The organism is Nocardioides hungaricus, assembly GCF_054782915.1.
The window spans coordinates 80,427-94,525 of the sequence record NZ_BAAGRO010000053.1; the positions used below are offsets into that span (position 1 = coordinate 80,427).

A 14,099-nucleotide genomic window follows, 5' to 3' on the forward strand; every position below is an offset into this window, starting at 1 on the left:
GCGCGCTCACCCTCCGGACTACGTTGAGCGTCATGACTCTCGATCGCCCGGTCACCCCGAACCCCTACGACCTGCTCCCCGCCGTACCGTCCTTCACGGTCACGAGCGCGGACGTCACTGACGGCCGGCCGCTGAAGGACGACCAGGTGGCGGCCGGGGGCGACACCTCCCCGCAGTTGACGTGGGAGGGCGCACCCGAGGGCACGAAGAGCTACACGGTCACCTGCTTCGACCCGGACGCCCCGACGCCGAGCGGCTTCTGGCACTGGGTCCTGGTCGACCTGCCTGCCGACGTCACCTCGCTCGACGCCGGTGCGGGCGCCGAGGGCGCCGACCTGCCCGGCAACGCGTTCATGTGCCGCAACGACGGCGGCCCGAAGGCGTTCATGGGCGCCGCCCCTCCGGAGGGCGACCAGGTGCACCGCTACTACTTCGTCGTGCACGCGGTGCGGGAGGAGACCCTCGGCGTCGACTCCGACGCGTCCGCCGCGGTGGTGTCGTTCAACCTGGCGTTCAAGACCGCGGGCCGCGCGATCCTCCACGGGACCTACCAGCACTAGGCACCAGGGAGCCCGCGCTCGTCGTCGGATCACGGACGCGCGACGGAGCGGTAGTCCCTGACGTTCGGCCGGGATTCACCGGGCGATTTCACGACAGTTGCGTCAGGTGCGTGCGTCCCACAGCCGTGCAACTAGGAGTTGCACGGCTCATACGATGGGACCGTGAGCACCCCTGAGACCGACGGCCGGCGGACCGCGGCCGCCGCCCGGCGCCGGGCCCGTGAGCAAGAGATCATCGCCGCCACCCGCGCCCTCTTCGACGAGCGCGGCGTGCGCGACGCCCAGATCGAGGACATCGCCCAGGCGGTGGGCATCAACCGGGCGATCGTCTACCGGCACTTCACCGGCAAGGAGGAGTTGTTCGCGCTCACGCTGGTCGGCTACCTCGAGGAGCTCCGGGTCGCGCTCGCCGAGGCCGCGGAGTCGAGCGCCGACCCGCGGGAGCGCCTCGGCGCGCTGGTGGGCGCGTTCGTCGAGTACGGCGTCGCCCACCCGGCGTTCCTCGACTGCGCGCAGACCCTGATGCGGCGTACCGGCCCCGACCTGCTCGACGAGATCTCCGAGAGCGCGCTGTTCCGGCTCGGCCGCGGCATCTCCTCCTGTCTGGCGCTGCTCACCGAGGTGCTCGAGGACGGCGTCTCCGCCGGCGTCTTCACCGTCGAGGACCCGGTGCTGCTCGCGAACACCCTCTATGCCAGCGGCCTGGGCGCCCTCCAGCTCGCCCGGGTCGGCATCCTGGTAAAGGAGGCCGCCCCCGGGATCCCCACGGTCGGCACGATCTCGGCCGACCAGGTGCGCGACTACCTGGTCGCCTCCGCGCTGGCCCTCGCCGCTCGCTGAGCTGCCGTCGAGACACCCGAACTGGCCCCTGAACCGCCTTCCGGAGGGCCGTTTCGGGTGTCTCGACGGTCCCGGCGCCAGCCGGTCAGCGCTCCAGGATCGCCACGACGCCCTGACCACCGGCCGCGCAGATCGAGATCAGCGCCCTCCCGCCCTCTCCTGTTGACGCAGCCCTCTCGGCGAGCAGCTTCGCGGCGACGTTCACGATCCGGCCGCCGGTGGCGGCGAACGGGTGGCCGGCCGCCAACGACGAGCCGGTGACGTTGAGGCGAGTCCGGTCGATCGCGCCGAGCGGGGCGTCCAGGCCGAGCCGTTCCCGGCAGAAGATCGGGTCCTCCCACGCCTTGAGCGTCGCGAGCACCTGCGAGGCGAACGCCTCGTGGATCTCGTAGTAGTCGAAGTCCTGCAGCGTCAGGCCCCGCCGGGCGAGCAGCCGCGGCACGGCGTACGCCGGCGCCATCAACAGGCCCTCGGCGCCGTGCACGTAGTCGACGGCCGCGGTCTCGGCGTCCACGAACCAGGCCAGCGGCGACAGGCCGCGCTCCTCGGCCCACTCCTCCGAGGAGAGGAGTACGGCGGACGCGCCGTCGGTCAGCGGGGTCGAGTTGCCGGCGGTCATCGTCGCCGCCTCGCCGCGGCCGAAGACCGGCGTGAGCGTGGCGAGCCTCTCCACGGTCGAGTCGGCGCGCAGGTTGTTGTCGCGGTCCAGGCCACGCAACGGCGTGACCTGGTCGTCGAGGAAGCCGGCGTCGTACGCCGCCGCCAGGTGCTGGTGCGAGGCGGCCGCGAGCGCGTCCTGGTCCGCGCGGGTGATCTCCCACTCCAGCGCGGTCAGCGCGGCGTGCTCGCCCATGGACAGACGCGTGCGCGGCTCGCCGTTCTGCGGGATCTCCAGGCCGATGTCGCCGGGGCGGATGGCGCCGAGCGCCTTGACCTTGCCGGCGGTGTCGCGGGCGGCGTTGACCTTCATCAGCTTCCGGCGCAGCCGGTCACCGATCGCGACGGGCGCGTCGGAGGTGGTGTCGGTGCCGCCGGCCAGCCCCGAGTCGATGGTGCCGAGCGCGATCTTGTTCGCGACCTGGATCGCGGCCTGGAGTCCGGTGCCGCACGCCTGCTGGACGTCGACCGCGGGCGTCTCCGGCGCGAGGCGGGAGCCGAGCACGGCCTCGCGGGCGAGGTTGAAGTCGCGGGCGTGCTTGAGCACGGCGCCGGCGACGACCTCGCCGAGGCGCTCGCCCTCGAGCCCGAAGCGCGCCACCAGGCCGTCGATCGCGGCGGTCAGCAGCTCCTGGTTGGAGGCGTCGGCGAAGGCGGTGTTGGACCGCGCGAAGGGGGTGCGGTCGCCGCCGAGGACGGCGACACGGCGGGTGCTGCCGGGGGTGCTGGTCATGGGTTCATCCTGCGTCGGCGGAGGGAACGGGAGAAGGACATGAGGGCCGGATCACGAAATCTGGACTCTGAGTTACACGAGGAGTTACATACCCACCATGAGCGACTACTACCGCGGCTTCACCGAGTCCGCGATCGGCAGGCAGGTCACGAGGCTGCTCGGGCTGCCGCAGCCCGCGAAGCTGGAGCGGTACGCCGCGGGCGACCCGCTCGTCGACGGCACCGTCGCGGTCGGCGGCCGGGGTCGGCTGGGCGAGTCCCTCACCGGCGTCCTCGACGCCCTCGGCATCGCGGCGGTCACCGACACCACGGGCGCCGACACGTTCAAGGGCCTGGTGTTCGACGCCACCGGGATCACCTCGTCGGATCAACTGGTCGCGCTGCGCGACTTCCTCACTCCCCTGCTCCGGCGGCTGGACCCCTGCCCGCGGGTGGTCGTGCTCGGCTCGCCACCGGAGCTGGTCACGGGCGAGGAGCGGGTCGCGCAGCGGGCGCTCGAGGGCTTCACGCGCAGCCTCGGCAAGGAGATCGGCCGCGGCGGCACCGTCCAGCTGGTCTACGTGGCCACGGGCGCGGAGGGCGCGGTGCACAGCACCCTCGCGTTCCTGCTGAGTCCCAAGTCGGCGTACGTCTCCGGCCAAGTGGTGCGCATCGGCGCCCACGGCGAGAGGAAGGCCGGCGAGGTGGCCGACTGGGTGCGGCCGCTCGAGGGCCGGGTCGCGCTCGTGACCGGCGCCAGCCGCGGCATCGGGGAGCAGATCGCCCGGGTGCTCCACCGCGACGGCGCGAGCATCGTCGGTGTCGACGTACCCCAGGCGGCCAGCGAGCTCCAGGCCGTGATGCGAGAGCTCGACGGCGACCATCTGCTCCTCGACATCACCGCCAGGGACGCGCCGCACCGCATCGCCCGGCATCTGAAGGACAAGCACGGCGGGGTCGACGTCGTCGTGCACAACGCCGGCATCACCCGCGACAGGAGGCTCGCGAACATGGCCCCGTCGTCCGAGGGAGACCGGTTCGCCCAGGTGGTCGCGGTCAACCTCACGGCCCCCGAGCGGATCACCCGGCTCCTGCTCGACGAGAGGGTGGTCAACGACAACGGCGCGATCGTCGGCGTCGCCTCGATCGCCGGGATCGCCGGCAACGTCGGGCAGACCAACTACGCCGCCTCCAAGGCCGGCGTGATCGGCCTGGTCGACTCGCTCGCCCACGAGCTCGACCGCGGCGTCACCGTCAACGCGGTCGCGCCCGGCTTCATCGTCACCCAGATGACCGCGGCCGTGCCGTTCGCGACCCGCGAGGTCGGCCAGCGGCTGAACGCGATGGCGCAGGGCGGCCTGCCGGTCGACGTCGCCGAGGCGATCGCCTGGCTGGCCAGCCCCGGCTCCACCGCCGTCAACGGCAACGTGGTGCGGGTCTGCGGCCAGATGATGCTGGGCGCCTGATGATCCCGCTGCTGGTCAGGGCGGCGCTGCCGAAGATCCGCGCCGGCAGCGAGCTGCCCGACCGCACCCTCTCCCGCGAGGACGTCGCGATCGACGCGAGGCACGTCGCGGCGTACGCCGACCTGTGCGGCTTCCCGCGCAAGGACACCCTGCCGCTCCCCTACCCGCACCTGCTGGCGTTCGGGCTGCACCTGGAGATCATGGCGGCGCCGTCGTTCCCGTTCCCCGCGATCGGCACCGTGCACCTGGAGAACGCGATCACCCAGCACCGCCCGATCCGCCTCGACGAGCGGCTGACGGTCACTGCACGATCGGCGCATTTGCGCGGACACGCCAAGGGCCGGGTCTTCGACCTGGTCACCGAAGTGCGCTCCGGCGACGAGCTCGTCTGGGAGGAGACCTCGACGTTCCTGCGCCGGGGCGGCGGGTCCGACGACGCGCCCGCCGGCTCGGGCTTCCCCGACGCGCCGCCCCGCGGCCTGACCTGGCGGCTGCCCGCCGACCTCGGGCGCCGGTACGCCGGCGTCTCGGGCGACCGGAACCCGATCCACCTCTACCCGCTGACCGCCAGGGCGTTCGGCTTCCCGCGGCAGATCGCCCACGGCATGTGGTCTCTCGCTCGCTGCGTCGGCGCGCTGGAGAACCGGCTGCCGGACGCGGTCACCGTCGCCGTGGCGTTCAAGAGGCCGATCCTGCTGCCCGGCTCGGTCGCCTTCGGCGTACGGCGGGTCGACGACCGCTGGGCGTTCTCGCTCAGCGCGCCGAGGTCCGGCGCCCCGCACCTCGCCGGCGCGGCGACGCCCCGTTGAGCCGGCTCAGGGGGAGACTCAGTGGGAGAACTGGGCCGAGGTCGCGTTGGTGAAGATCCGCCAGCGCTCGACGTGCCGCCAGCCGGTGGCCTCGTAGAGCGGCTCGCCGGCCGGCGTGGCGCCGAGCAGTCCCGTCCGGACGCCGTCGGCGTGGAGCTGGTCGAGCGCTGCGGCGAGCAGCGCCCGGCCGTGCCCGCGCCGGCCGAAGCGCTCCGGCGTCGCCATGCACCAGATCCCCACGGTGTCGTCGGCGACCGCGGTCGTCACGGTCGAGACGGCGACCCCGTCGTCCTCGAGCAGCCAGATCCCCATGGTCGAGCCCATCCGGTCCAGCGGGTCGACGCAGATCGACAAGACGTCCGGCGTCATCTGGTAGGCGTCGGCGAGCAGGCCGACCACCGCCTCCCGGTCCTCCGGCCCGGCCCGGCGCACCCGGGGGTCCGGCCGTCGCGGCGCGTCCGCCAGCTCGATCGCCATCATCGGCATCTCGCCGGCGCTCATCCACGGATCCGCCAGGTCGCCGGCCCGCTCGGCGCCGGGACCGGCCAGCAGCACCAGCGCCGGCGCCCCGAGGGCGTCGATCTCGGCGACCGCTCCGGCGAGCACGGCCGGGTCGGCGTCGTACACCATCGCCATGTTCACATCCGGGCTCGACAGCCCGCTGAGCGAGAGCCAGCGGCGCTCGTCGACCGCGTGCACCATCCCCGGATGGTCGACCCACGGGCCGATCCCGGCCCCCATCTGCATGCGCCAGCGCGCGACGTGCCCCGTCATGCTGCGGTTCTACCACCGATCGCCGTCCCCCGGGCGAGGAACGCGCCCGCCGTCATGTCGGTTCAGGCCTGGCCCGGACCCTCGTAGTCGTCGGTGCGCTGGCGGATCAGGCCCTCCTGGGCGACGGTGGCGACGAGGGTGCCGTCCTCGGTGAAGACGCGGCCGAAGGCCAGGCCGCGGGCGCCCTGGGCGGACGGCGACCACTGGTCGTAGAGCCACCACCGGTCGGCGCGGAAGGGCCGGTGGAACCAGATGGTGTGGTCGAGGGAGGCCATCTGCACCTTGGCCGGGTTGCCGCCGTGGGCGGCGAGCGTGGCGCCGAGGAGGCTGACGTCGCTGGCGTAGGCGAACGCCGCCGTGTGCACGACCGGGTCGTCGCCCAACCGTCCGTTGCCCAGCCCCTCGCGCAGGCGCACCCACATCCGCGCCTGCGAGACGTGCCCGCCGTCGGGCTCCAGCCCGAAGCGGGTGTTGCCCAGCCAGCGCACGTCGAGCGAGCCCCACTCCCTGCCGAGCGCGTCGGCCTCGGCGTTGCCGCCCCGGCGCATCACCTCGACCAGGTCGACACCGGCGTCGGGCGCGCCCACGGACGGCATCGCGTCCTGGTGCTCGAAGCCCTCCTCGGCCCGCTGGAAGTTCAGCGTCTGGTAGTAGATCGGCCGGCCGTGCTGGCGCGCGACCACGCGCCGGGTCAGGAACGAGCGGCCGTCGCGGATCCGCTCGACGTCGTAGACGATCGGGACGGCGTAGTCGCCGGGCAGCAGGAAGTAGGAGTGCAGCGAGTGCACGGCGTACGCCGGCGGCACGGTGCGGACGCCGGCGATCAGCGCCTGCGCGGCGACCTGGCCGCCGTACACCCGCGCGCGCACGGACTCCGGCTGGCGGCCCCGGAACAGGTCGGTGTCGAGCTCCTCGAGGTCGAGCAGGTCGACGAGCTCCTCGGTGGGGCTCACGACCGGACCTCTCGGACGACGGCCTCCTGCGCGACCGAGGCGACCAGCCGGCCGTCTCGGGAGTAGACCTTGGCGAGCACCAGCCCCCGGCCGCCGGTCGCCGCCGGCGAGTGCTGGTCGTAGAGCCACCACTCGTCGGCGCGGAACGGCCGGTGGAACCAGACGGCGTGGTCGAGGGACGCGAGGAACACCTCGCCGGTCCCGTAGCTCAGCCCGTGCGGGGCCAGGGCGGCGCCCATCAGCGTCAGGTCGGAGAAGTACGTGAACGCCGCGGTGTGCCAGAAGGGATCGCCGGGCAGCGGCGAGGACGTGCGCAGCCAGACCCGCTGCCGGGCCGGGCGCTCCGGATCGGCCTCGGGGCCTGGGACCCGGCGGATCTCGGCGACGTCCCACTGGTCGTCGTGCCGCTCGTCGCGCGCGCGGCGGACGGCGGGCGCGCACTCCTCCGGAGCGGGTACGGCGGGCATCGGCTCCTCGTGGTCGAGGCCCGACTCCTGCCGGTGGAAGTTGACGGTCTGGGCGTAGATCGGCCGGCCGTGCTGCTGCGCGAGCACCCGGCGGGTCACGAACGAGCGGCCGTCGCGGAGGTAGTCGACGTCGAAGATCGTCGGCACGGCCGGGTCGCCGGGCTGGAGGAAGTAGGAGTGCAGCGAGTGCGCCGAGAACTCCGGGTCGACCGTGCGCACGGCGGCGACCAGCGCCTGCGCGGCGACCTGCCCGCCGAACACCATCGGCCGGGTGGTCGGCATCTGCGCGCCGCGGAACAGGTTGTCGTCGATGGTCTCGAGGTCGAGCAGCGCGACCAGCTCGTCGGCGTCGCGCGGCATCAGCCGCGGTCCTCGTCGCCGGGGTTGTCCAGCCCCCGGAGGAACCGCTCGAACTCCTTGCCGAGCTCCTCGCCGGTCGGCAGCGGCTGGTCGCGGGCCAGCAGGCTGGAGCCGCTCTCCTCGGCGCGCTCGAAGGCGTCGTACTGCCGCTCCAGCGCGGTCACCACCTCGGCGACCTCCGCGTTGGCGGCGAGGTAGCGGGCGACCTCGGCCTCGCGGTCCTCGGCCTCGGCGCGCAGGCCGGACAGGTCGATGGTCAACCGGCCGGCGATCTCGACCTGCTCGAGCAGCGCCGCGGCCGCCGCCGGGTAGTCCAGCTGCGCCAGGTAGTGCGGCACGTGCGCGACGAAGCCCATCGCGTCGTGGCCCCACTCGCCGAGCCGCACCTCCAGCAGCGCCTGGGCGCTGCTCGGGATCCGCAGCTCGCCGCGCCAGGGGCTCTCGCCGGTGAGCAGGTCGGGGTTGTTGGCGTGGTGGGTGATCGCCATCGGCCGGGTGTGCGGCACCGCCATCGGCACCGACCCCATGCCCACGACGCGGGTCACGCCGAACCGCTCGACGACCTCGCGCACCGCGGCGCAGAACGCCTCCCAGCGGGTGTCGGGCTCCGGGCCGTGCAGGAGGAGGTACGGCGTGCCGCCGGTGTCCTCCAGCAGCCGGACGACGAGCCGCGGGGCGTCGTACCGCGCGTAGTGGTCGCGGACGAAGGACATCGGGGGCCGGCGAGCCCGGTAGTCGTGCAGCTCGTCGACGTCGAAGGTCGCGACCACCCGGCCGTCGGAGAGGTCGACGAGGTGCTGCACCGCCCGGCCGGCGGCGTTGCCCGCGTCGAGGAACCCGTCGAGCGCGAGCACCATCGTCGGCGCCGACAGGCCGTCGAGCTCCGGGACGTCGTCGACGATGTGGACCAGGCGCTCGGGCATGGGCGCAAGCCTAGTGGCGAGGGCGAGGTCACACCCCGGGTGGGTGACGGTGTTGTTACTGCTGGGTAATCTGGCGCCATCCCCAACCCAGAGGAGACCGTGTTGTCCCGTCAGCTGCGAGAGGTCGTCTTCGTCGACGGCGTGCGCACGCCGTTCGGCCGGGCGCAGGGCCAGTACGCCGAGACCCGTGCCGACGACCTGGTCATCACGTGCATCCGCGAGCTCCTGCGGCGCAACCCGTCGCTGCCGCCGGAGCGCGTGGACGAGGTGGCCGTCGCCGCCACCACCCAGATCGGCGACCAGGGCCTCACCATCGGCCGCACCGCCGCGCTGCTGTCCGGGCTGCCGCAGAGCGTGCCCGGCTACGCGATCGACCGGATGTGCGCCGGCGCGATGACCGCGGTGACCACGACCGCGTCCGGCATCGCGTTCGGCGCCTACGACGTCGCCATCGCCGGCGGCGTCGAGCACATGGGCCGCCACCCGATGGGCGAGGGCGTCGACCCGAACCCGCGGATCCTCTCCGAGCGGCTGGTCGACCCGGACGCGCTGGTGATGGGCAAGACCGCCGAGAACCTGCACGACCGCTACCCCACGATCACCAGGGAGCGCGTCGACGCCTACGCCGTGCGCTCGCAGCAGCGCACCGCGGCGGCGTACGACGCCGGGAGGATCCAGCCCGACCTGGTCCCGGTCGCGACCCGCTCCGCGGAGCTGGGCTGGGGCCTGGCCACCAGGGACGAGCCGATGCGCCCGGAGACGACCCTGGAGTCGCTGGCGAGCCTGCGGACGCCGTTCCGCCCGCACGGCAGGGTCACCGCGGGCAACGCCGCCGGCATCAACGACGGCGCCACCGCCGCCCTGCTCGCCGACGAGGAGACCGCGCGCGAGCTCGGCCTGCCGGCCAGGATGCGGTTGGTGTCCTACGGCTTCGTCGGCGTCGAGCCCGAGGTGATGGGCGCCGGCCCGATCCCGGCGACCGAGAAGGCGCTGAAGCAGGCCGGCCTGACCATCGACGACATCGGCGCGTTCGAGGTCAACGAGGCGTTCGCCGTGCAGGTGCTGGCGTTCCTCGAGCACTTCGGCATCGCCGACGACGACTCGCGCGTCAACCCGTACGGCGGCGCGATCGCGATGGGGCACCCGCTGGCCTCCTCCGGCGTACGCCTGATGACCCAGCTCGCGCGGGCGTTCGAGGAGCGCCCGGACGTCCGCTACGGCCTGACCACCATGTGCATCGGCATCGGCATGGGCGGCACCGTGATCTGGGAGAACCCGAACTGGAACGGAGCTGCGTGATGACCGACCTGCTGACCCGCGCGCGGGAGATCTCCTCCGACGCCGAGCGCGTGACCCGGGCGCACCTGCGCAAGGTGTCGCTGCCCGGTGGCGCCGTGCTCGGGCTGATCACCCTCGACAACGGCGAGGACCACACCAGGCCGAACACGTTCGGCCCGCGCTCGCTGCTCGCGCTCGACGAGGCGATCGACGAGGCCCTGGCCGACGACGAGATCGCCGCGATCGGCGTCACCGGCAAGCCGTTCATCCTCGCGGCCGGCGCCGACCTGACCTCGATCGCCGGCGGCGGACTCTCGGGCGATGGGCAGAGCGCCGTACGCGTGGTGGCCGAGCTCGGCCATGCGGTCTTCCGCAAGCTGCAGGACGGCGGCAAGCCGTCGTTCGGCCTCGTCAACGGCCTCGCCCTCGGCGGCGGCCTGGAGGTCGCGCTGCACTGCACCTACCGCACGGTGATGGACAGCGCGCCCGCGCTCGGCCTGCCCGAGGTGATGCTCGGCCTGGTCCCGGGCTGGGGCGGCGCGTTCCTGGTGCCGAACCTGATCGGCGCCGACCGTGCCGTGACGGTGATCCTGGAGAACCCGCTCGACAACGGCCGGACGCTGAGCGGCGCGGCGGCCTACGAGCTCGGGCTCGCCGACGCGGTCTTCGAGGGCGCGGACTTCCTGGAGCAGTCGCTGCTCTGGGCCGATGCGGTGCTGCGCGGCGAGCTCGTGGTGGATCGACCGGAGGTCGACCGGGGCGCGGCCTGGGACGCCGCCGTGGCCCGTGGGCGCGGCATCGTGCAGGCGAAGACCGGCGGCGCCAGCCCGGCGGCCCTCACGGCGGTCGAGCTGATCGACGCCGCGCGCGACGGCGACCGGGACGCCGGCTTCGCCCGCGAGGACGACGCCCTGGAGGCGCTGTCGCACACGCCGGAGCTGATCGCGTCGCTGTACGCGTTCGACCTGGTGCAGAAGCGCGCCAAGCGCCCGGCCGGTGCGCCGGACCGGTCGCTGGCCCGCCCGGTGACCAAGGTCGGCATCGTGGGCGCGGGCCTGATGGCCTCGCAGCTCGCGCTGCTGTTCGTCCGCCGCCTGGAGGTGCCGGTCGTGCTGACCGACCTCGACCAGGAGCGGGTCGACCGGGGCGTCGGGTACGTCCATGCCGAGATCGACAAGCTGCTGGCCAAGGGGCGGATCGAGCCCGACAAGGCCGGCCGTCTCAGCGCGCTCGTGACGGGTGCCGTCGGCAAGGAGACGTTCCGCGACGCGGACTTCGTCATCGAGGCCGTCTTCGAGGAGATGTCGGTCAAGAAGGCGGTCTTCGCCGACGTGGAGAGGACTGTCTCGCCCGAGTGCGTCCTCGCGACCAACACCTCGTCGCTGTCGATCACCGAGATGGCGGCCGACCTCGAGCACCCCGAGCGGGTCGTCGGCTTCCACTTCTTCAACCCGGTGGCGGTGATGCCGCTGCTGGAGATCGTCCGGGGCGAGCAGACCTCGGACGAGGCCCTCGCGACCGCGTTCGCGACCGGCAGGGCGCTGAGGAAGACCACGATCCTGGTCGACGACAGCCCGTCGTTCATCGTCAACCGGCTGCTCGGCCGGTTCCTGGGCGAGGTGAGCCGGATCGTCGACGAGGGCACGCCGGTGCCGGTGGTCGACGGCGCCTTCGCGGGCGTGGCGCCGATGCCGCCCCATCAGCTCCTGTCCCTGGTGGGCCCCGCGATCGCGCTGCACAACGTCGAGACGCTGCACGGCGCCTTCCCCGACCGGTTCTACGTCTCCCCCGCGCTGGAGCGCGTGGTGGCGGCGCGGAAGGCGTCGTACTACGGCACCGACGGCGCGCTCGACCCCGAGGTCGCGGCGCTGCTGGAGAGGCCCGCCTCGCCCGTCGTACTGTCGCCGGAGGAGGTGCGGACCCGGGTGCTCACGGGCCTGGCCGACGAGGCGCGCCGGATGCTCGACGAGGGCGTCGTCGCGGCCGCCGAGGACCTCGACCTGGCGATGATCACCGGCGCCGGGTTCTCGTTCTGGAACGGCGGCCTGACCATGCTGCTCGAGCGCGAGGGTCTCGGCAGCTTCCACTGAGCTCGGTCCTTCGGCCCGGCTCACCCGTCGAGGCGGGAGTGGCGGCGGCCGTAGAGGAAGTAGACGACGAGGCCGAGGGCCATCCAGATGAGGAACCGCTCCCAGGTCTCGCCGGTCAGGTTGAGCATCAGGTAGAGGCACATCAGCACCGACAGCGACGCGACGACCGGCACCAGCGGGGTGCGGAACGCCCGGGGCAGGTCGGGGCGGGTGTGCCGGAGCACGACCACGGCGATGCTGACCAGGATGAACGCGAACAGCGTGCCGATGTTGACCAGGTTGGCCAGCGTGGACAGGTCGACGAAGCCCGCGATCGCCGCGACCACGACGCCGGTGATCAGCGTGACGCGGTACGGCGTGCCCCAGGTCGGGTGCGTCTTCGAGATCCACCGCGGGAGCAGGCCGTCGCGGCCCATCGCGAACGCGACCCGGCACTGGCCGAGCATGAGGATCATCGCGACCACGACCAGGCCGATGCAGGCGCCGATCGAGATCAGGTCGCCCATCCACTCCACGCCCGCCGCCTTGAACGCGGTGGCGAGCGGGGCCGCGTCGTTGGGGTCGATCCGGTCGAAGGGCTGGATGCCGGTGACGATCAGGCTGACCGCGGCGTACAGCAGCGTGACGATCGCCAGCGAGCCGAGGATGCCGATCGGCACGTCCCGCTGCGGGTTCTTCGCCTCCTCGGCGGTGGTCGCGACGATGTCGAAGCCGATGAACGCGAAGAACACGATCGCGGCGCCGGCCACCACGCCGGCGACGCCGAACGCGGCCGGCTCGATCCCGAAGAGCGTCGTGATCAGCGGCAGGTCGCGGAAGCCTCCCTCGCCCGCGGGCGCGGGCTGCGAGTCGGGGATGAACGGCACCCAGTTCGACGGGTCGACGTAGACGACGCCGACCACGATCACGGTGGCGACCACGGCGAGCTTGATCGCCACCACCACCTGGTTCACCCGGCTGGAGAACTTGGTGCCGCGGATCAGCAGTGCCATCACGACCAGGGCGACCACCACCGCGGGCAGGTTGACGAGCCCGTCTGAGGCCGACGCCAGCGACGTCGGCACCTCGAGCGGCGTCCCGTCCAGCAGCTCCTGCAGGTAGCCGGAGAAGCTGACCGACAGCGCGGCCGCGCCGATCGTGAACTCGAGCACCAGGTCCCAGCCGATGATCCACGCGATCAGCTCGCCCATGGTGGCGTAGGAGAAGGTGTACGCCGAGCCGGCGACCGGCACCGTCGAGGCGAACTCCGCGTAGCAGAGGCCGGCCAGGCCGCAGGCGACCGCGGCGATCAGGAAGCTGAGCGCGAGCGCGGGCCCGGAGTTGGAGGCGGCCACCGTGCCGGTGAGCACGAAGATGCCGGCGCCGATGATGACGCCGACGCCGAAGACCACCAGGTCGGCGGCGCCGAGGTCCCTGCGGAGCCGGTGGTCGGGGTCGTCGGTGTCGGCGATGGACTGCTCGATCGACTTCGTCCGGAACAGGCTCATGCCTCCACACTGTCCGGCGAGCGCGGGGGCGAAACCAGGGCGGCGGCGAGGGCGAGGGTCGTGGGAGTCAGTTCATCAGCACGAGCATGACGGCCATGCCGGCCGCCATCAGCGTGTCGCAGAGGGCATGCCCGACCCGGCTGCGCACCCCGACCGCCCGCCACAGCCACCACAGGCCGCAGACGACGGCCAGCCCGACCGCGCCGGCGTTGACGGCGTCGACCCAGCCCGGCGTCGTACCCGCGGACATCGCGGCCATGCCGTCGCCGGGCATCTCCATCCCGGGCATCGACCCGCCCGACCTGTCCGACATCCCCGACATGTCCGGCATCGACATGTCCGCCATCAGCTGGGGCATCGCCAGCAGCATCCAGATCATCGCGGCGTTGAGCACGCCGTAGGCGGCGGCGTCGACCCGCTCCACCCGCGTCTTGGGGGCCCACGGCACCAGCAGCGCGAGGATCAGGACGGCGAAGACCCCCACCTGCGTCCAGGTCAGCAGGTCGCCGAGTTCGGCGACGAAGACCATCACGATCATCGCGATGCTCATCAGGAGGTGGTTGACGTGGACGACCTGCATCCCGGAGTGCGCGTCCCGCCGGCGCAGCAGCTCGACGAGACAGTAGCCGCCGGTGATCGCGAACGCCACCACCAGGACCACGCTCCACGGTCCGTCGATCATCGCCGCTCCTTCATCTCGCCCACGCGCCTCTACAAGTTGTAG

Annotated in this window: 13 protein-coding genes; 6 read left to right on the forward strand and 7 right to left on the reverse strand. The window is 72.8% G+C overall.

Features of this window, described 5'->3' with window-relative positions; all coding sequences use genetic code 11:
* Positions 1 to 32: 32 nt before the first annotated feature.
* Both ACYVKX_RS19670 and ACYVKX_RS19675 read left to right on the forward strand, forming a co-directional pair.
* Positions 33 to 560 carry a YbhB/YbcL family Raf kinase inhibitor-like protein gene (locus ACYVKX_RS19670; RefSeq protein WP_460835372.1) on the forward strand — a complete coding sequence of 176 codons (528 nt, stop codon included), beginning with the start codon at positions 33 to 35 and terminating at the stop codon, positions 558 to 560.
* Between the two features lie 162 nt (positions 561 to 722).
* Positions 723 to 1,400 (forward strand): TetR/AcrR family transcriptional regulator, encoded by a 678-nt coding sequence (locus ACYVKX_RS19675; protein WP_460835373.1) that lies wholly within the window; start codon positions 723 to 725, stop codon positions 1,398 to 1,400.
* 85 nt (positions 1,401 to 1,485) lie between these two features.
* Here the strand turns inward: ACYVKX_RS19675 and ACYVKX_RS19680 are convergent, their stop codons facing one another.
* On the reverse strand, positions 1,486 to 2,790 hold the full coding sequence (locus tag ACYVKX_RS19680) for an acetyl-CoA C-acetyltransferase (RefSeq protein ID WP_460835374.1): 1,305 nt from the start codon (positions 2,788 to 2,790) through the stop codon (positions 1,486 to 1,488).
* Positions 2,791 to 2,887: 97 nt separating this feature from the next.
* On the opposite strand from ACYVKX_RS19680, the gene ACYVKX_RS19685 reads away from it, so the two are divergent.
* The gene (locus tag ACYVKX_RS19685; protein ID WP_460835375.1) at positions 2,888 to 4,234 is read left to right on the forward strand and encodes a 3-oxoacyl-ACP reductase; all 1,347 of its coding nucleotides are present in this window, start codon (positions 2,888 to 2,890) and stop codon (positions 4,232 to 4,234) included.
* The gene (locus ACYVKX_RS19690; RefSeq protein ID WP_460835376.1) at positions 4,234 to 5,043 is read left to right on the forward strand and encodes a MaoC family dehydratase; all 810 of its coding nucleotides are present in this window, start codon (positions 4,234 to 4,236) and stop codon (positions 5,041 to 5,043) included. The genes ACYVKX_RS19685 and ACYVKX_RS19690 overlap by 1 nt, the downstream gene beginning before the upstream one ends.
* 18 nt (positions 5,044 to 5,061) lie before the next feature.
* On the opposite strand, the gene ACYVKX_RS19695 is transcribed toward ACYVKX_RS19690, so the two are convergent.
* The 4 genes from ACYVKX_RS19695 to ACYVKX_RS19710 all read right to left on the reverse strand — a co-directional run bounded on the left by ACYVKX_RS19695 (position 5,062) and on the right by ACYVKX_RS19710 (position 8,520).
* Positions 5,062 to 5,817 (reverse strand): GNAT family N-acetyltransferase, encoded by a 756-nt coding sequence (locus ACYVKX_RS19695; protein ID WP_460835377.1) that lies wholly within the window; start codon positions 5,815 to 5,817, stop codon positions 5,062 to 5,064.
* 62 nt (positions 5,818 to 5,879) lie between these two features.
* Complete coding sequence (locus tag ACYVKX_RS19700; protein ID WP_460835378.1) at positions 5,880 to 6,770, reverse strand: acyl-CoA thioesterase; 891 nt, start codon at positions 6,768 to 6,770, stop codon at positions 5,880 to 5,882.
* On the reverse strand, positions 6,767 to 7,597 hold the full coding sequence (locus tag ACYVKX_RS19705; RefSeq protein ID WP_460835379.1) for an acyl-CoA thioesterase: 831 nt from the start codon (positions 7,595 to 7,597) through the stop codon (positions 6,767 to 6,769). The genes ACYVKX_RS19700 and ACYVKX_RS19705 overlap by 4 nt, the downstream gene beginning before the upstream one ends.
* Positions 7,597 to 8,520 (reverse strand): proteasome assembly chaperone family protein, encoded by a 924-nt coding sequence (locus tag ACYVKX_RS19710; RefSeq protein WP_460835380.1) that lies wholly within the window; start codon positions 8,518 to 8,520, stop codon positions 7,597 to 7,599. The genes ACYVKX_RS19705 and ACYVKX_RS19710 overlap by 1 nt, the downstream gene beginning before the upstream one ends.
* A 102-nt stretch (positions 8,521 to 8,622) precedes the next feature.
* On the opposite strand from ACYVKX_RS19710, the gene ACYVKX_RS19715 reads away from it, so the two are divergent.
* Both ACYVKX_RS19715 and ACYVKX_RS19720 read left to right on the forward strand, forming a co-directional pair.
* Complete coding sequence (locus tag ACYVKX_RS19715; RefSeq protein ID WP_460835381.1) at positions 8,623 to 9,819, forward strand: thiolase family protein; 1,197 nt, start codon at positions 8,623 to 8,625, stop codon at positions 9,817 to 9,819.
* On the forward strand, positions 9,819 to 11,888 hold the full coding sequence (locus ACYVKX_RS19720) for a 3-hydroxyacyl-CoA dehydrogenase NAD-binding domain-containing protein (RefSeq protein ID WP_460835382.1): 2,070 nt from the start codon (positions 9,819 to 9,821) through the stop codon (positions 11,886 to 11,888). Before ACYVKX_RS19715 ends, ACYVKX_RS19720 begins: the two co-directional genes overlap by 1 nt.
* A gap of 20 nt (positions 11,889 to 11,908) precedes the next feature.
* Here the strand turns inward: ACYVKX_RS19720 and ACYVKX_RS19725 are convergent, their stop codons facing one another.
* Entirely contained in the window at positions 11,909 to 13,375 is a 1,467-nt protein-coding gene (locus ACYVKX_RS19725; RefSeq protein WP_460835383.1) for an amino acid permease, read from the reverse strand.
* Positions 13,376 to 13,442: 67 nt separating this feature from the next.
* The gene (locus ACYVKX_RS19730) at positions 13,443 to 14,057 is read right to left on the reverse strand and encodes a DUF5134 domain-containing protein (protein WP_460835384.1); all 615 of its coding nucleotides are present in this window, start codon (positions 14,055 to 14,057) and stop codon (positions 13,443 to 13,445) included.
* Positions 14,058 to 14,099 lie beyond the last annotated feature (42 nt).

Excerpts from the sequence above, each read along its gene's own strand:
- ACYVKX_RS19670 (WP_460835372.1), top strand. The coding sequence starts at position 33 with ATGACTCTCGATCGCCCGGTCACCCCGAACCCCTACGACCTGCTCCCC.
- ACYVKX_RS19680 (WP_460835374.1), bottom strand. The coding sequence starts at position 2,790 with ATGACCAGCACCCCCGGCAGCACCCGCCGTGTCGCCGTCCTCGGCGGC.
- ACYVKX_RS19685 (WP_460835375.1), top strand. The coding sequence starts at position 2,888 with ATGAGCGACTACTACCGCGGCTTCACCGAGTCCGCGATCGGCAGGCAG.
- ACYVKX_RS19690 (WP_460835376.1), top strand. The coding sequence starts at position 4,234 with ATGATCCCGCTGCTGGTCAGGGCGGCGCTGCCGAAGATCCGCGCCGGC.
- ACYVKX_RS19695 (WP_460835377.1), bottom strand. The coding sequence starts at position 5,817 with ATGACGGGGCACGTCGCGCGCTGGCGCATGCAGATGGGGGCCGGGATC.
- ACYVKX_RS19705 (WP_460835379.1), bottom strand. The coding sequence starts at position 7,597 with ATGCCGCGCGACGCCGACGAGCTGGTCGCGCTGCTCGACCTCGAGACC.
- ACYVKX_RS19710 (WP_460835380.1), bottom strand. The coding sequence starts at position 8,520 with ATGCCCGAGCGCCTGGTCCACATCGTCGACGACGTCCCGGAGCTCGAC.
- ACYVKX_RS19720 (WP_460835382.1), top strand. The coding sequence starts at position 9,819 with ATGACCGACCTGCTGACCCGCGCGCGGGAGATCTCCTCCGACGCCGAG.
- ACYVKX_RS19725 (WP_460835383.1), bottom strand. The coding sequence starts at position 13,375 with ATGAGCCTGTTCCGGACGAAGTCGATCGAGCAGTCCATCGCCGACACC.
- ACYVKX_RS19730 (WP_460835384.1), bottom strand. The coding sequence starts at position 14,057 with ATGATCGACGGACCGTGGAGCGTGGTCCTGGTGGTGGCGTTCGCGATC.